This window comes from Collinsella aerofaciens (assembly GCF_040915425.1).
GTDB classification, from domain to species: Bacteria; Actinomycetota; Coriobacteriia; order Coriobacteriales; family Coriobacteriaceae; genus Collinsella; species Collinsella aerofaciens_BW.
Genome location: NZ_JBCPDN010000003.1, coordinates 13,698 through 30,830 on the forward strand (window position 1 = coordinate 13,698; position 17,133 = coordinate 30,830).

General features: G+C 57.1%; 16 protein-coding genes and 3 tRNA genes. 10 read left to right on the forward strand and 9 right to left on the reverse strand.

Annotation, left to right across the window (positions count from 1 at the left end; all coding sequences use genetic code 11):
- Positions 1-163: 163 nt before the first annotated feature.
- The 9 genes from AB5164_RS00710 to rpmH form a co-directional block, all read right to left on the reverse strand.
- Positions 164-418 carry a hypothetical protein gene (locus tag AB5164_RS00710; protein ID WP_149926478.1) on the reverse strand — a complete coding sequence of 85 codons (255 nt, stop codon included), beginning with the start codon at positions 416-418 and terminating at the stop codon, positions 164-166.
- Positions 408-1,313, reverse strand: coding sequence for a ParB/RepB/Spo0J family partition protein (locus tag AB5164_RS00715; RefSeq protein ID WP_368143294.1), 906 nt, complete (start codon positions 1,311-1,313; stop codon positions 408-410). The genes AB5164_RS00710 and AB5164_RS00715 overlap by 11 nt, the downstream gene beginning before the upstream one ends.
- Positions 1,306-2,106 (reverse strand): ParA family protein, encoded by an 801-nt coding sequence (locus AB5164_RS00720; RefSeq protein ID WP_215673721.1) that lies wholly within the window; start codon positions 2,104-2,106, stop codon positions 1,306-1,308. The genes AB5164_RS00715 and AB5164_RS00720 overlap by 8 nt, the downstream gene beginning before the upstream one ends.
- 134 nt (positions 2,107-2,240) lie before the next feature.
- On the reverse strand, positions 2,241-2,906 hold the full coding sequence (gene rsmG / locus AB5164_RS00725; protein WP_225094052.1) for a 16S rRNA (guanine(527)-N(7))-methyltransferase RsmG: 666 nt from the start codon (positions 2,904-2,906) through the stop codon (positions 2,241-2,243).
- 170 nt (positions 2,907-3,076) lie between these two features.
- Positions 3,077-3,646 carry a Jag family protein gene (locus AB5164_RS00730; RefSeq protein ID WP_117786710.1) on the reverse strand — a complete coding sequence of 190 codons (570 nt, stop codon included), beginning with the start codon at positions 3,644-3,646 and terminating at the stop codon, positions 3,077-3,079.
- Positions 3,647-3,691: 45 nt separating this feature from the next.
- On the reverse strand, positions 3,692-4,462 hold the full coding sequence (locus AB5164_RS00735) for a YidC/Oxa1 family membrane protein insertase (RefSeq protein ID WP_195363704.1): 771 nt from the start codon (positions 4,460-4,462) through the stop codon (positions 3,692-3,694).
- Between the two features lie 29 nt (positions 4,463-4,491).
- Complete coding sequence (gene yidD, locus AB5164_RS00740; RefSeq protein WP_117584026.1) at positions 4,492-4,716, reverse strand: membrane protein insertion efficiency factor YidD; 225 nt, start codon at positions 4,714-4,716, stop codon at positions 4,492-4,494.
- Complete coding sequence (gene rnpA / locus AB5164_RS00745) at positions 4,713-5,051, reverse strand: ribonuclease P protein component (RefSeq protein ID WP_006236191.1); 339 nt, start codon at positions 5,049-5,051, stop codon at positions 4,713-4,715. The genes yidD and rnpA overlap by 4 nt, the downstream gene beginning before the upstream one ends.
- Positions 5,052-5,071: 20 nt before the next feature.
- On the reverse strand, positions 5,072-5,206 hold the full coding sequence (gene rpmH / locus AB5164_RS00750; RefSeq protein ID WP_019127408.1) for a 50S ribosomal protein L34: 135 nt from the start codon (positions 5,204-5,206) through the stop codon (positions 5,072-5,074).
- Positions 5,207-5,551: 345 nt separating this feature from the next.
- On the opposite strand from rpmH, the gene AB5164_RS00755 reads away from it, so the two are divergent.
- The 10 genes from AB5164_RS00755 to AB5164_RS00800 all read left to right on the forward strand — a co-directional run bounded on the left by AB5164_RS00755 (position 5,552) and on the right by AB5164_RS00800 (position 17,133).
- Entirely contained in the window at positions 5,552-6,904 is a 1,353-nt protein-coding gene (locus AB5164_RS00755) for an ATP-binding protein (RefSeq protein ID WP_118080023.1), read from the forward strand.
- A 15-nt stretch (positions 6,905-6,919) separates the two neighbouring features.
- Positions 6,920-8,644 carry a DnaA ATPase domain-containing protein gene (locus AB5164_RS00760; protein ID WP_368142358.1) on the forward strand — a complete coding sequence of 575 codons (1,725 nt, stop codon included), beginning with the start codon at positions 6,920-6,922 and terminating at the stop codon, positions 8,642-8,644.
- 238 nt (positions 8,645-8,882) lie between these two features.
- Positions 8,883-9,986: a DNA polymerase III subunit beta gene (gene dnaN, locus AB5164_RS00765; RefSeq protein ID WP_022094338.1), complete on the forward strand. Its 1,104-nt coding sequence runs from the start codon at positions 8,883-8,885 to the stop codon at positions 9,984-9,986.
- 9 nt (positions 9,987-9,995) lie between these two features.
- Positions 9,996-11,102 carry a DNA replication/repair protein RecF gene (gene recF, locus AB5164_RS00770; RefSeq protein WP_346979425.1) on the forward strand — a complete coding sequence of 369 codons (1,107 nt, stop codon included), beginning with the start codon at positions 9,996-9,998 and terminating at the stop codon, positions 11,100-11,102.
- Positions 11,089-11,652, forward strand: a complete 564-nt coding sequence (locus tag AB5164_RS00775) for a DciA family protein (RefSeq protein ID WP_368142359.1) — start codon at positions 11,089-11,091, stop codon at positions 11,650-11,652. The genes recF and AB5164_RS00775 overlap by 14 nt, the downstream gene beginning before the upstream one ends.
- A 105-nt stretch (positions 11,653-11,757) precedes the next feature.
- A complete protein-coding gene (gyrB, locus tag AB5164_RS00780; protein WP_022094340.1) occupies positions 11,758-13,788 on the forward strand; it encodes a DNA topoisomerase (ATP-hydrolyzing) subunit B in 2,031 nt (676 codons plus the stop codon).
- A 41-nt stretch (positions 13,789-13,829) separates the two neighbouring features.
- Entirely contained in the window at positions 13,830-16,538 is a 2,709-nt protein-coding gene (gene gyrA, locus AB5164_RS00785; RefSeq protein ID WP_368142374.1) for a DNA gyrase subunit A, read from the forward strand.
- A 297-nt stretch (positions 16,539-16,835) separates the two neighbouring features.
- A tRNA-Ile gene (locus AB5164_RS00790) sits at positions 16,836-16,912 on the forward strand.
- Between the two features lie 67 nt (positions 16,913-16,979).
- Positions 16,980-17,055: transfer RNA gene (locus tag AB5164_RS00795), tRNA-Ala, on the forward strand.
- A gap of 4 nt (positions 17,056-17,059) precedes the next feature.
- Positions 17,060-17,133: transfer RNA gene (locus tag AB5164_RS00800), tRNA-Ile, on the forward strand.

Consider the following 17,133-nt stretch of genomic DNA (forward strand, 5'->3'; position numbering starts at 1 on the left):
GAACGACCCCGGTTACAGAATATGCAACCGGGGTCGTTTCATTTATTGACCTTAATTTTGAATCAGCTGCTACCTGTCCCATTTTTTACGGCCAAAATAAGGGGTCCTTGTCTCATGAATCAGACAAGGACCCCTCAAAATATGCTGAGTAATTGTTAGGTACCTAATAGCCTACATTTTCCCATTGGTTGCTGACCCAACCTTGATTAATCTTGGGATTCTTCGTTACCTGAGCTGTACGCATGGCAACATCTTCTGTCATAACATCCATTTTCTTCTTGGATGTATCGACAATATCTTGCGCACTACGAAGCAAACGACCTCGAAGCTCATCGTCTGTCGCGATCTTATAGCCAGCAAAGGCACCAGCCGCGACAGTCGTCGCCAATGCAATCGCAGTTAAAATTCTATTCCTCATCTTGGCCTCCTTGATCAAACTGAATCATTTCGCCAAGAATACGAGAGAGCTCTTCCTCGTCTTTAAACTCAATCTCAATCTTATTCTTTCCACGCGAGCTCTTCACACGCACGTTGGTATTAAAAACCTGACGAAGCACGCGGGCTGCCTTTTTAAAAGACTGAGGGGTTGCAGGCCTCGGCGTCTTAGGTGTCTCTCCGGCAGAAAACAACGGAGCAAGATTTTCTGTCGCTCTTACGGAAAGGCCCTCTGCAACAACCTTCTCTGCAAGTCGAATTCGAGCATCCTCATAGGGAACTGCAAGAATCGCACGTGCATGACCAGCAGTAAGTTTACCCTCAAAAATCATCTGCTGAACTACTTCGGGGAGATCGAGAAGACGCAGCGAGTTTGTAATTGCAGAGCGTGACTTGCTTACTGCCTTCGACAATGCCTCCTGGGTCATACCGCTGGCATCGATGAGCTGTCGATAGCCCTTAGCCTCTTCGACGGGATTCAGATCAGAACGCTGAAGGTTTTCGATAAGAGCAAGAGCCAGCATCTCTTCATCATTTACCTCTTTAATGATGACTGGCAATTCTTCAAGGCCAGCAAGCTTTGACGCCTGGTAACGACGCTCACCAGCGATGATCTCATAGCCGTTTCCATGCTTGCGAACCAAAAGCGGCTGCAAAACGCCATGTTCTTGGATTGACTCGCTCAACTCGCGAAGTTCAGTTTCGTTAAAGTGAATTCGCGGCTGATTAGGGTTGGGAACGATATCCTCAACAGGTAGCTTTGTTTCAGATGCAGCATTTGAAGCCGATGCAGCCGAACCGCCGGTCTCATACTCGGCCTCTGAGACCAAAGCATTCAGTCCACGTCCCAATCCGCCACGTTTCTTTACACTAGGCACGCTTGATCACCTCTTTTGCAAGGTTCATATATGCTTTTGCACCCTTATTTTGAGGTGCATAGGTAATTACTGGCTCTCCAAAAGACGGTGCTTCGGAGATTTTAACCGTACGGGGGATTAGCGTCTTAAACGCCTTATCACCAAAGTACGATTGAACCTCCTCAACAACCTGATTCGATAGTGAAGTACGCGAGTCATACATGGTCATAAGCACACCATAGGTGTCTAAGCCCTTGTTCAGCCTTGATTTGACCATCTTCATTGACTCAAGCAGCTTCGTAACGCCCTCGAGTGCGTAATATTCGCACTGGATCGGAATCAAAACGCTGTCTGCTGCGGTCAAAGCGTTGATAGTAAGCAGGCCGAGCGAAGGAGGACAGTCAATCAAAATAAAATCGAACTCGTCCTGAATCGGCTCAAGCAAATCTTTGAGACGGGTTTCACGTGCAATTGCGCTTACGAGCTCAATTTCGGCGCCTGCAAGCTGAATTGTAGCTGGAATTACGAATACCTTTTTACAATTTGTATCAAGAACAAGTGATTCTGCCGGCACATCATTCAACAATGCATCATAGATGCAGTGATCAAGGTCTTCTTTTTCAATTCCGAATCCACTGGTGCTGTTTCCCTGCGGATCAAAATCGACAATCAGTGTCTTACGACCCTGCTCACCCAGTGCTGCTGCAAGGTTTACAGCCGTCGTTGACTTACCGACGCCGCCTTTTTGATTGATGATTGCAATGATACGCGTGTCTTTTGCGCTCTTTGAACGCTTAACGTCGCGAAATCCCACGGTCCCTCCTGGTGTGTATTAAAGCTGTCAAACGGAGGATGTTTCACGTGAAACATTCCGAATCGATATCAACCGCCATGTTTCACGTGAAACACTGCAAGTTGTTAGTATCCATTATGTTTCACGTGAAACATCTAGGCAAGCGGATTCTTCTTTGCCACGCCATTTGCACGAGGCAATGAAACGGATGCTGGATGACTCTTCTTAAGAACAATGAACTCCCTGTGACCCAAGCCTTCAGGCAAATCAATTGCGTCATTCAGAAGCAAAGTGAAGCCGCAAATCTTAGCTGCTGACATGCCGGAAGCAAGCTCCTCATCCGAAGGATTGCCCTTGGTTATAACAAATAGCCCTCCATCCTTCAGATACGGAGCCGCATACTCAACAAGAATCGGTAGAGGGGCCAGTGCGCGGGCGGTTACAACAGAGAACTGCTTCTTATGGCTTCGAGCATATTCTTCAAGACGATCATGAACCGCATGAGCATGTTTCAATCCAAGAGCATGGACAAAGGAATTAACCGCATCAACCTTCTTGCCAACAGAGTCAATATAAGTAGCTTTACGATGCGTGGTTATGGTTAATGGAATACCAGGGAAGCCCGCACCTGTTCCCATATCGAGCAAAGCTCCCTCAGGAGCCTTGTTGATATAGGGGAGCAAAACAAGTGAGTCGAGAATATGAAGTACTGCAGCATCTTCTACGTTAAGAATACGGGTGAGATTGGTTGTCTTATTTGTTTCTAGAACCAAATCCAAATGCTGAATACATTTCCTCAGCTCAACATCAGTTACGCTCAAGGAATACTCTTTGCAATAGGAAGTTAGACGACTCAACATCTCGTCAGCCTGCTGATCAGTAAGTACTAACAACGAAAGCTCCTTTCTGACAAAAATCAGTGTATCGAGAACTTTTGACAAAAAAAAAGGGGACGTGGAAACCACGCCCCCTTAGCATAAGCTCGAGTAGATTATCGAGCAACAATCACCACATGGCGATCAGGGTCAGAACCCTCAGAATGGGTATCGACAGCATCATTACCACGAAGTGCAATATGAACCAGTCGGCGCTCATAGGCATTCATGGGCGGAAGCGAAACACTCTTATGAGTACGAATGGCACGCTCGGCGGCAGACTGAGCCATAGAGGCAACCTTGTCCTGACGACGGCTCTTGTAGCCCTCAACGTCAACCACAACCGGATACCTAAAGCCAAGCTTGCGGCTCACCAGCAAAGAGAACATAACCTGAAGGGCATCAAGGGTACGGCCATGACGGCCAATGAGAACGGCAAGATCGGGAGCCGTAACATCCAAAATCAGCTCGCCCTCGTCGCCCTCGTACTCATCAATAGGAGAGTTGGCGGCATCGAAGTGCGAAAGGATGGAACGCAGAATGGAAATCGCAACATCGGCAATGGTGTCGAGCTCCTCATCGGTCAGCTCTTCACCGGCCTTGTAGCGCTGTGCAATCTCGGGATAATCGCCCGCAATCTGCGGGGCAACCTCCTCAAGCATATCCTCGATGATCTCTTCAGACATAACGTACTCCAAAAGTTAGGTACCTAAATAAGATTGATATCCCGACTACTTCTTCTTGTGCGGACGCGGCTTCTTCTCGCGACGGGTAACCTCGACCTGCAGTGGAGCGTTCTTGAGGCGCTCCTCCTCATCGGCCTTGGCCTTGTCGATAACCTTCTGCGTCACGAAGATCTGCTGGATAACCTGCCAGGCAGAAGACACATCGTAGTAAAGCAGAACGCCGACGGGCAGGCTCCAGCCCATCCAAAGCATCATGACGGTCATGACGACGGCCATCATGCGCATGCTCTGGGCCTGCTGACCAGTCTGATTGCGAGACATATACAGCTGCGGAATCAGGGTCAAGACAGCGAACAGAATCAGGCAAACCAGCGCAGGCAGCGCAACCATAAAGCCATCGGCAAAGGAAGCGCTCGGCGTGGTGGTAAGGTCAGGCAGGATGTTGAAGAACGAGAACGTGCCGTCGCTAAAGTAGTTCGGCAGGTTACGCAGGAGCGTAAACAGGGCGAACAGGACGGGCATCTGGATCAACAGCGGCAGACAACCAGCCATGGGGTTGAACTTGTTCTCGCTGTAGAACTTCTGCATCTCCTCGGCCTGACGCTGGGGATCGTCGGCATAGCGCTCCTGGATCTCGAGCATCTTAGGCTGCAGCACCTGCATGCGAGCCGTCGACTTGGTCGACTTGAGCATAAGCGGCGTCAGCAGCAGACGGATGATGACCACCAGAATGATGATGGACAGGCCCCAGTCGACCGCAAAGGTCTGGATGAGCTTGAGCAGCTCAAAAAGGATGTTAACGATCCAATCCCACATGTAAGTTTTCCTCCGATAGCGAGTGCCCGCTAAGGCACAGGGTCATAACCGCCGACGTGCAGGGGATTGCAGCGAGCGATGCGCCTCACGGCAAGCCAGCAGCCTCTCAAAACACCGTACTTCTCAATCGCCTGGATAGCGTATTGTGAGCACGTTGGGTAATAAATGCAGGCGTCAGGCAATAAGGGCGAAATAACCTGTTGATATATGCGAATAGGAGCGATGGCAACACGTCGCAAAACGTGATTGCTCATCGCTCCTCCCCGGCAACGCCGGCGCGTTTCATAAGCGAACGCAATGCCTTGTCCATCTCCTGCGGCGAGGAAACCCTCGTCTTGGGAGTCGCGAACAAGATGATGTCATAACCCGCAACGGGAAATCCACAGCTGCGGGCGGCCTCGCGCATCACACGCTTAGATCGGTTGCGCACGACAGCACAACCGAGTCGTTTAGCACCAACGAAGGCGACCCTTCCGGAGTCGCCTTCGCCAACCGATTCACATATGGTCATTCGAATCAGAGGGTGATTGAAACGACGCCCCTGACTGAACACATGCTCGAAATCTTGCCGAGACTTAATAGTCTTCATGCGAGATGTGTGTATCGCTGCTAGACAGTGAGACGCTTGCGGCCCTTGGCGCGACGACGGGCGAGCACGGCACGACCACCCTTAGTGGCCATACGGGCACGGAAGCCATGGGTCTTGGCACGCTTACGCTTATTAGGCTGATACGTACGCTTCATCTTAAGTTCCTCCTGCTGCATTTCGAGTGTCCGCGGGGGCGCGGACGCAGATATAGACACGTGAGCTTGAAGATTGTAGGGAAATCAATGTTCAAATGTCAAGAAATCAAAGGTAAAAGGTTGCGCAGTTCACACGGTTCCCCCATAAGCACAACCGAAATTTGCGCCTCATGGCAATCTTTCACGATATTTCATCGAGTTTTCAACAGGTCATGTTGGCAATGTTGAGAACTTTTCGCCCGTTTTCCAAAGTTTTCAACAAGTTTTGAAAAGTTGTCGAAAGATGAGAAACGTTGCACGGTGAGCTACTATTTGTTCGAAACCTTTTGAAAGATTGCGAGCGGCATGTCTGACGACTTTTACACCATGGTCGATTCCGGAGACCCGGCACCCGACAACGAGCACATCACCGGCGTGCGCGAAGAGCGTGCGGAAGGCGAGCAGACGACCACGCAGGCGCCAAAAGCCATGTACGCCGCGCGCATCGCCGTCTATGACGACATGCTGTCGACACCGCGGGTGATCGTCATTGATCCACAAGATGTCCGCACGTATTTGGAAGAGACGACCAACACCGTCTACCAGTGCATGAAAGAACAAGGTGGCCATATCTCGCTCATGGTCATCCGCGAGATTGTCGAAAACTTTATCCACGCACACTTTGCCGAGCCCATCATCTCGATTCTGGACGGCGGAGACACCATCCGCTTTGCTGACCAAGGACCCGGCATCGACGACAAGGAACGTGCTTTCGACTTTGGCGTTACCAGCGCAAACAGCAAGATGAAGCGCTATATCCGTGGAACCGGAGCAGGGTTTCCCATGGTGCAGGAGTATTTGGAAAACGCCGGCGGTGCCGTATCCATCGAGGACAACATGGGCAACGGCACCGTGGTTACGGTAAGCCTGAACCCTAAACGCGTGCAGGAAATCGAGCGTGCCGGCGGACGCGGCGCTGCCGTGCGGCCCGAGACGGAGCAGCCCACATATCCCCTGCCGGGAGCTTTTGCGCAGCAGCCCGTGGCAACGCAGCAGATGCAGCCCCCCGTGGGACAGATGCAGCAGCCCGGAATGCTTCCCACACAAGAACCCCAGGCGGCATCTATGTCGATGCCGCCAAACATGCCAGAGGCCATGCCTCTGGCGGATCAGGATGCAGCAGCAATGCAGCAGGCGACGGGGGCGCCGGGTGGCCAGCAAATGGGCTATCAGCCGTACCAACAGGGATATCCATATCAGCAGATGCCGCCACTGGGGTATGGCCAGCAGTTCCCGCAGCAGTACCAGCAGGGATATCAGCAGCCGTACCAGCAGATGCCGCAGCAGCAGTACAACCCCTGGGCCCAGCAGACGCCTCCGCAGCCTTACCAACAGTGGCCTCAAAGTTTTCAACAGCAAATGCCGCCGACGCAGAGTTCTCAACAACCAGCAGCTCAAATGATGTATCCTAATGCAGTAAATCAGTATGCACAGCCACAACCGGACGTGTTCGTAAGCGATCGCGGCAACGCCGCGCTGGGCTATCTGGCGCAAAATCAAGCGTGCGGCGCAACCGATCTTGCGAGGGCGTTTGGAAACTCGGCCCCCACTTGGTCACGCACGCTCAATGACTTGGCGCAGGCCGGCTTGGTCATCAAGCATGGCCAGAAATACCATCTGACCGAACTCGGCGCCGCTCGCGTGCGAGCTCAGAGCTAAAGAACGGGAGAGACAGTGGACGAGGAAGCAAGCATCATCCTGGGGGATGCCATCGCCTTTTGCCAGCGCGACGGCCAAGATGCACGCCTCATCAACATGCTGGGGCAATCGCGCGCCATAAGCCTGACCGAAGATACGCTCACGATCGAGGCCCCCTCGCGCTTTGCCATCGCGCAGCTCAAAAAGCATCAGCCGACTATTGAGGCCTATCTGGAAGAAATCGCCTTTGCACCGATTGCTCTCGACATCGTGGCACCGCAAGGCGCCGCGACGGAATCCGCTGCCGCCACGGCGCCCGCCACGGCTCCCGCTGCTTCCCCGGCGGTGCCGGCCTCCGCAGGCGATGTGCCGACAATCGAGCAGCAGCACAGCGATGTTTCCCGTGAAACAATGGCACCGTTGACGAGCGCGGCGGCGACGTCAACGAACGCACCCGTCACGCACATGCCCATCGCTCACGACGCAGCGGCGGGCGCGGATTCGGGCATTGCAATCAAGAACACGCTCTCGGCCGACGATTTTCGTCGCATGATGAACCAGATGAAGGGCGGAGCGCCGACTAAATCCACGCAAGCTGCGGCCCCCGCTTCACCCATGCCAGTACCGACCGTGCCGGCCGAGCAGAATACGGATGGAGCCCCGCTCGCCGCGAACTCAAAATTTACCTTTGAGAACTTTGTCTACGGCCCCGAGAACAGCCATGCCTATCGCTCGGCACTCAAGTTTGCCGCCCTCGCGGACGAGCGCGGCACGTGCACATCGCTGTTCATCTACGGCAAATCGGGCCTGGGCAAGACGCACCTGTTACTTGCCATCAAAAACGAGCTCGCCGAAAAGTCGCCCGAGATCAAGGTCAAGTATGCCAACTCCCAGGCATATCTGGACGACCTGATGACCGAGTTCGACCGCCAAAAGAAGAGCAACGCTCCCATCATGCAGGCGTACCACGGCGTGGACGTGCTCATCATCGATGACATCCAAAACATCATCGGCAAGCGCGCGAGCGTGGACTACTTTTTCCAGCTCATGGACGAGTTCATCCGCAACAACAAGAAGGTCGTCATCGCGGCAGACCGCGCCCCCAAGGACCTGAGCATGGACGAGCGTCTGACCAGCCGCTTCAACGCCGGCATGCTCTGCCTGGTCGCAGAGCCCAGCTACGAGATGAAATACAAGATCTTGCAGCGCTATTACGAGAACACCATCGTCGCCGCTCCCGAGGCAGGCGACGACTCGCTGCTGGCGGCCTATGGGGGCGACGGCGGGCACCTGACCGACGAGCACTTTAAACACATGGCCGAGGTCTCGGGCACCAACATCCGCGAACTCGAGAGCTTCTGCGAGCGCTGCGCCGGCGAGGCGGGCGACCGCGAACGCGAGGGCGGGGAGCTCACCTTTGACGATATCGACGCCATCGCCAGCCAGTACTTCGACACATCGGCCAAAAAGATCAACGTGCAAACGGTTCAGTCCGTCATCGAAGAGCAGTACGGCGTGACACACGAGGAGCTCATCGGCCCGCGTCGCAACGCCAATATCGCCAAAGCACGCCATATCGCTATCTACCTGGCCATCGAGATGTGCGAGATGACGACCACGGCGGTGGGCGCCGAATTTGGCAACCGCAACCACTCGACCGTCAGCACGAGCTACAAAAAGGTCCAGAAGATGATCCAGGAAGACCGCACCGTCACCGAAGACCTTAAGTCGCTGCGCGATAAAATTACACTGCGCTCGTAGGGAAATAGAGACACCTGTTGAAAACTTGTCGAAACCACGGGCATAAGGTGTCTAAAACCCAACCCGCGGTGATGAAAAGTTTTGCGCAGGTTTTGAACGTGGAAAACCACCCCTGTTGCACACAGGCTGCTGTCGATTCTCTTTTTGGGTCTGACCTGCGTCTTTGGGAGTAATCAACAGTTTCGTCAGTGCTATTACTATTATTAAGATATTTATATCTATAGAAAGGTATTAAAAGATGAAGTTCACCGTCAGCCAGAGCTCGCTTACACAAGCCATCGGCGTCGTTATGAAGGGTGTCGCTTCGGCATCCACCCTCCCCATCCTGTCGGGCGTGCTCGTTAAGGCCCAAGACGGCATCTTGGAATTCCAGACCTCTAACTACACCATCTCGATCCGTCATCGCATCGCGGCGCATGTCGAAGAAGAGGGCGAGATGGTTATCCCCTGTAAGATGCTCTCCAATATCACCAAGACCCTCCCCGATGCTCCGGTCACCTTTGAGCTGTCCGAGCGCCAGGTGCTGATTGGTTGCGAGAAGAGCTCTTTCCGCCTGAACACGCTCGATGCTAATGACTTCCCCGAGTTTCCGGCCTATGCCATCGAGAGCGCCGTGGAACTGCCGACCGATATCTTGTCCGAGATGGTCGGCCGCGTGTGGCGCGTCACCTCGACCGACAAGGCCCGCCCCATCCTGGGTGGCGTGCACATGAAGGTCGAGAACAACACCGTGCGCCTGGTGGCGACCGATTCCTTCCGTTTGGCCGTGTGCGATACGCAGGTCGAGACCTCGACCCTCGAAGGCTCCTTTGAGCTCAACGTTCCGGCTGACGCCTTTAACGACGCACTGAACATCATGGCCAGCCAGGCGACCATCATGATCGGGGCTACCGACACCCAGGTCGTCTTCGAGGCCGGCAACACCACCTACGTGTCGCGCCGCATCGAGGGCGTGTACCCCAACTACAAGCAGCTCATCCCCGATTCGTGCGTGACGAGCGTCAAGATCGACGTCGCCGCCTTTAACGCCGCCCTCAAGCGCGTGGCCGTTATCGCGAGCGCCAACCCCGCCGTCAAGTTCGAGATCGATGTCGAGAACGGGCAGATGGGCCTGTCCTCCATCTCCAATGACCAGGACCTTGCGCAGGAGACGATCGATGTCGAGGCCGAGGGCGAGTCGGGTACCATCGCCTTCAACTACCACTACATCTTCGGCTGCCTCAATGCCCTGTCCAAGGAGAAGGAGATCACGCTGGAGCTCAAGAGCTACTCGCAGGCGGGCATCTTCAAGTCCTACGACAAGATCAACTACCTGTACCTGGTCATGCCGGTTCGCATCTAGCGCTGCGCCATGACCATGTTCGCCCGCGATCTTTCCGTCGCGCACTACCGCAGTTTCGAGAGCTATCGTCTTGCCCTGGACGAGGGCGTGACGATACTTGCGGGACCCAACGCGGCGGGAAAGACCAATCTCATAGAGGCGCTGCAGCTGCTGACGAGCGGCGCCTCGTTTAGGCATCCGACCGCAGCTGAGCTCGTCCATGATGGCGTGGGCTCGTGCAAGATCGAGCTGAGGCTCGAGGGCGACGGCCGCGTACTTGATATGGGATTGAGCGCGGAGGACGGTAAACGCTCGTTTAGCCGCAACGGCAAGAGATGCTCTGCCGCCGGTGTGCGCGGGGTTCTGCCGAGCGTGCTGTTTTGCCCCGACCATCTGGACATGGTTAAGCGAGGCGCCAGTGTGCGCCGCGCCGCCCTCGACGACTTTGGCATGCAACTGAGCGCACGCTATGCCGATCTTGCGAGCACCTATGGTCGCTGCGTGACCCAGCGTAACGCCTTGCTCAAGGAGGCCTGGTGCTGCCGCGAGATGCTCGGCGCGTGGAACGATTCGATTGCCCGCGCGGGCGCGGCTCTGCTCGTGCACCGGTTGGCCCTGCTCGACCGGCTGGCGGGCCATGTGCGTACTGCCTACGGGCAAGTGGCGTCCGGTGAAGCCGCCAACGTGTCCTATGCGTCCACGCTGGGGGATTTGCCCCAGGTCGATGATCGCGAAGAGCTGAAGGGCTGGGCGTACGAGCGCATGCTGGCTGCCCTTGATGAGCACGCCGACGAGGAAATTCGCCGCGGCGTGACGTTGGTGGGACCGCATCGCGACGAGATTGAGTTTGCTGTGGCGGGTCGCTCCGCCCGTTCATTTGCCAGCCAAGGTCAGCAGCGAACGTTGGTTCTGGCCTGGAAGGTGGCGGAGGTGGCCGTGGCTCGCGATGTCCTGGGCACCGCCCCACTGCTGCTTTTGGACGACGTGATGAGCGAACTCGACGGCGAACGCCGCGGTGCTTTCCTGCGGCTGATCGGCGATGATATCCAGACGGTCATAACCACGACCAACCTGGGGTACTTTACCGATGACCTGCTTGATCGAGCCAAGGTGGTGAGCATGGGTGAGACGTGCTAATTACGAGCGCGAGAGCGAAACGGTCGCCTTCAGTGGCTTTTTGAACGCAGAGCGCCAGCGCATCCTGGCGGCTGCGACCCCTGAGCGCCGTGCGCAGATGGAGGCCGCCGAGGAGTCGCGCGCGGTCTATCGCGCGTGGAACGCGGTGTGCTCGGGCACGCGCGAGGGGCGGCATGTGACGGGCCTGCGCTACCTGCCCGAGTCCAATGAGCTGCTGGTATATCTCGACTCGCCCTCGTGGACGCAGGAAATGACGTTGTTGCGCGAGATCATCCGCGCGCGCATGGAGCGCGCCGGTGCGCATGTGGATGGCCTGGTGTTCAAAGCCACCGCGCCCGGTCACACGCCGCCCGCCGCCAAGGAGCGCCTTCGCCCAGCGGCGACCGAGCGCCCGCCGGCCCCACACGCCGACCTCAGCGATGCCGAGCGCACCGAGATTGAGCGCCAAGTGGCGCCCATCGAAGACCAAAAACTGCGCGAGGCCCTCGAGAACGCCATGAGAGCCAGTGCCGAGTGGGCCAAGGGCGCGCAAAGCAAAAAAGAGCCTTAAATCGCATCTGGTGGCCTTGTAGAGCCAAATACCCTCGTTCCCGAGGGTATTTTTTTACGATAAACTAGTAAGGCTGTACACATTTTCTTGACTGAAGGAGGACGTGTGGCAAACGAAAACGATTACGATGGCGGCGAGATTAAGATTCTCGAAGGTCTCGAGGCCGTTCGTAAGCGCCCGGGCATGTATATCGGCTCGACGAGCGCCAGCGGTCTGCATCACCTGGTGTGGGAGATCGTTGACAACTCCGTCGACGAGGCCATGGCCGGTTTCTGCACCGAGATCCAGGTGACGGTCCACGCCGACAACTCCATCACGGTCGTCGACAACGGGCGCGGTATCCCCGTCGACGAGCACCCTGTTAAAAAGATCCCGACGCTCGAGGTCGTCATGACGATTTTGCACGCCGGCGGTAAGTTCGATAATTCGGCCTATAAGGTCTCGGGCGGCCTGCACGGCGTTGGCATCTCCGTCGTCAACGCACTGTCCAAGCGCGTGGTCGTTCAGGTTCGTCGCGACGGCAACACCTACGAGATGGAGTTCTCGCGCGGCAAGACCGTCAAGAAGATGGAGGTCGTGGGCACCTCGGATTCGACGGGCACCACCGTCACCTTCTGGCCCGACGACGAGATCTTCGAGACCTGCATTTACGATTTCGATACGCTGCACAACCGTCTGCAGGAGACGGCGTTCCTCAATAAGAACCTCAAAATCGTGCTGACTGACGAGCGCGAGTCTACTCCCCACGTGGAGGAGTTTTGCTACGAGGGCGGCATCATCGACTTCGTCAAGTTCCTTAACGAGGGCAAGGACGTCCCCGAGGCCTTTAAGGAGCCTATCTACATCGAGGGCAAATCGGACCCGGACGCACCTGTGGCCAAGATGGGCGAGGTTGAGGTTTCCCTGCAGTGGAATAGCGGCTACGGCGAGAACGTCATGTCGTTTGCCAACGACATCTACACCCCCGAGGGCGGCATGCACCTTGAGGGCTTCCGCACCGCGCTCACCCGCGTGATCAACGACTATGCGCGCAAGCAGAACCTGCTCAAGGAAAAAGACGCCAATCTGACCGGCGACGATGTGCGCGAGGGCCTTTCGGCCGTTATCTCGGTCAAGCTGCCCGATCCGCAGTTTGAGGGCCAGACCAAAGCCAAGCTCGGCAGCTCCTATATGCGCGCGCTGACGCTCAAGATCGTGACCGACGGCCTTGCCGATTACCTCGAGGAGCACCCTAAGCCCGCTCGCGAGATCGTCAAGAAGGCGCAGCAGGCCTGCAAGGCGCGCAATGCCGCCCGCAAGGCGCGCGAGGCGACCCGCCGCAAGAGCCTGCTCGAGACGGCGTCCCTGCCCGGTAAGCTCGCTGACTGCTCGGTGCGCGATGCCGAGCTGACCGAGCTCTTCATCGTAGAGGGCGACTCGGCAGGCGGTTCGGCCAAGGACGGCCGTCGCCGAGACATCCAGGCGATTCTGCCCCTGCGCGGCAAGATTTTGAACGTCGAGCGCGTTGGTGACCATCGCGCGTTCTCGAGTGACACCATCCAGTCGCTGATTACCGCAATCGGCTGCGGCGTCACGACGAGTGCCGGCGACGGCGGCGATTTCGATATCACCAAGGCGCGCTACCACAAGATCATCATCATGACCGATGCAGACGTCGACGGCGCGCATATCCGCATCCTGCTGCTGACGTTCTTCTACAAGTACATGCGTCCGCTGATCGATGCCGGCTACGTCTATGTTGCCTGCCCGCCCATCTTTGGCATTAAGGTGCGCAACAAGATCCACTACGTGTATCCCAACGGCCGCCAGCCCGAAGACGAGATCCTGCGCGATACCATCCAGAGTCTGGGCCTGAACCCCGATGATAACGACGAGGACGGCAAGGCCAAGGACGGCAAGATCACCAAAAAGCGCAAGGGCTATACCGTCCAGCGCTACAAGGGCCTGGGCGAGATGGACCCCAAACAGCTTGCCTCGACGACGATGGACCCAAAGACCCGCATTCTGCAGCGTGTGTCGATCGAGGACGCCGTGGTGGCGGACCGCGCCGTGCGCGAGCTGATGGGTTCCGAGGTCGGCTATCGCCGCGAGTACATCGAGAAGCATGCACATGATGCACGATTCCTTGACGCTTAAGAGGAGGTAACGTGGCAGACGATATCAACAATAACGAGGGTATGGACGAGGCCGGCGATGCCGGTATGCCCGATGATCTGAAGCGCCTGCTTGCCCGTGCTGAGCAGGGCGAGGACGGCGATCCGGACGCCTATAACCCCGATGCCGATGATGATGAGGAAGAAGACGACGCCGAGCTCGAGGAGAGCTTTGGCGAAGTCGACCGTGGCGCCTCGGCCGGCGAGGATATCAACGGCGGCCAGCTCCAGATTTCGGAGTTTGGCCGCGAGATGAAGCAGTCGTTCATCGAGTATTCGATGTCGGTTATCACGGCACGTGCCCTGCCGGACGTGCGCGACGGCTTAAAGCCGGTGCACCGCCGCATCCTGTACGCGATGAACGAGAGCGGCATCTACCCCAACCGCCCACATAAGAAGTCGGCCTGGACGGTCGGCGAAGTTATCGGTAAGTACCACCCGCATGGCGACTCCGCGGTCTATGAGGCCATGGTCCGCCTGGCGCAGTGGTTCTCCATGCGCACGCCGCTCATCGACGGTCACGGCAACTTCGGCAACATCGACGGCGACGGCGCCGCTGCCATGCGTTACACCGAGAGCCGCCTGGCAAAGCCCGCCATGGAACTGTTGCGTGACTTGCAGAAGGATACCGTCGACTGGCAGCCCAACTACGACGAATCGCTCGCCGAGCCCGTGGCGCTGCCTGCGCGCTTCCCCAACCTGCTGGTCAACGGCAGCCAAGGCATCGCCGTCGGCATGGCCACCAACATCGCTCCGCATAACCTCACCGAGGCGATCGAGGCCACCTGCTACCTGATCGACAACCCCGACGCCACCGTCGACGAGCTCATGCAGATCATGCCCGGTCCGGACTTCCCCACCGGCGCCATCATCATGGGCAGCGCCGGCATTAAGCAGAGCTACGAGACCGGTCGCGGCTCCATTACCGTGCGTGCCAAGGCACACGTGGAGTCCACCAAGACCGGCCGCAGCCGCTTGGTCTTTACCGAGATTCCCTACATGGTCAACAAGGGCACCCTGCAGGAGAAGATCGCCCAGCTCGTCAACGACAAGCGCATCGAGGGCATCTCGGATATGCGCGATGAGTCCAACCAGAAGGGCATCCGTCTGGTCATCGAGCTCAAGAAGGGCGTCATTCCGCAGGTCGTGCTCAACAATCTGTATAAGTACACCTCGCTGCAGACGACCTTTGGCGCCAACAACCTGGCACTCGTCAACGGCGTTCCCAAATGCCTGAGCCTGCGTGAGATGCTGCAGCACTACATCGACCACCAGGTCGACGTCGTCACCCGCCGCACCCGCTTCGACCTTAAGAAGGCCCAGGCCCGCGCGCATATCCTCGAGGGCTACCTGATGGCCCTTGACCATATCGACGAGGTCATCAGCATCATCCGCTCCTCGCAGACCGACTCCGAGGCCAGCAGCCGACTGATCGAACGCTTTGGCTTTACGCCCGAGCAGACCACGGCCATCCTCGAGATGAAGCTGCGCCGCCTGACCGGCCTGGAGCGCGACAAGATCCAAGAAGAGTTGGACGGCCTGCGCCGCGCCATCGCCTACTACGAGGACCTGCTGGCGCACGAGGAGAAGATTCTGGGCGTCATCAAGGAAGAGATGCGCGAGATCTCCAAGAAGTTTGGCGACAAGCGCCGTACCGAAATCAGCCAGGTTGAGAAGGACCTGGATGTCGAGGACCTCATCGCCGACGAGGATATGGTCGTGACCATCACCCACACCGGCTACGTTAAGCGTATCCCAGTGGCTGCCTACCGTGCCCAGAAGCGCGGTGGCAAGGGCGTGTCGGGCGTCAACCTCAAAGAGGACGACGTTATCGATGAGATGTTCATCGCGTCCACGCACGAGTACGTGCTGTTCTTCTCGAGCAAGGGCAAGGTCTATCGCCTGAAGGTGCACGAGCTGCCGGTGGGTACGCGCCAGGCGCGCGGTACCGCGATCGTCAACCTGCTGCCCTTCGAGGAAGGCGAGAAGATCGCGAGCGTCATCAGCTGCCGCGAGTTCCCGGCCGACGAGTACCTGATGTTTGCCACCAAGAGCGGCATGGTCAAAAAGACCGTGATGAGCGCATATGACCGCAGCCGTCGCGACGGCCTGATCGCTATCAACCTGCGTGACGACGACGCGCTGCTGAACGTGCGCCGCGTGCGCGACGGCGACAAGATTATCCTGGCCACCACCGCGGGCAAGGCGATCATGTTCTCCGAGGAGCAGGTGCGCGCCACCGGCCGCGATACCAGCGGCGTTCGCGGTATCGGTCTGAAGGACGGCGTGAGCGTTCTGGGCATGGAAGTCACTAACGGCAACGGCGATCTATTCGTCATCACCGAGCGCGGCTACGGCAAGCGCACGCCGGTTGCGGACTACCCGGAGCAGAATCGCGGCGGTCAGGGCGTCTACACCATTCAAATGACCGAGCGCAAGGGCAACCTCGCGGCCATGAAGACGGTGGGCCCGCAGCACGAGCTGTTCATCGTGACGGAGGGCGCGACGGTCATTCGCGTCAAGACCGACGAGATCAGCCAGACCGGCCGCGCCACCCAGGGCGTCAAGATGATGACCGTCGACGACAACGACCGCATCTGCGCCGTGGCCCGCATGACGGCCGCCAAAGAGAGGCCCGAAGGCGAAGCCACAGAAAACGGCTCCGCCCCCGAAGAAACCCCTGTCGATCTAGGCGACGGCAACGACATGCCGGAAGATCTCCTTGACGAGTAAGAGGCCCTAACTGTTAGAAAATATCAGACCCCATACTTCGGCGGTCGGCGCACTGCGCGCCGACCGCTTTTTTGAAAACCTTGGGACCCCATGGTCGCTGGGCTGGCGAGATGGTTTTGGTTTGTCGCGAGTTCCGCACGCAAAGAAGGCCACTTAATGTGGCCTTCGTCTTGCGCAGGACTGTCCGAGCAGCAAACCAAAACCATCTCGCCAGCCCAGCGACCACCCCTCCCAAAGATTTTCAAAAAAGTTGTTGACGCGCGCGTAACGACTCGTCTAATATATCCCTTGCGCGATGGACCTGTAGCTCAGTTGGTTAGAGCGTCCGGCTGATAACCGGGAGGTCACAAGTTCGAATCTTGTCAGGTCCACCACTTTCTTTCGCAATAAACACCCCAGCGAGAGCCGAGTCGCCGCTGGGGTGTTTATTACTGTCTCCGTGGGGGTTTAGCTCAGCTGGGAGAGCGCGGGCTTTGCAAGCCTGAGGTCAGGGGTTCGATCCCCCTAACCTCCACCATGATGGACCTGTAGCTCAGTTGGTTAGAGCGTCCGGCTGATAACCGGGAGGTCACAAGTTCGAATCTTGTCAGGTCCA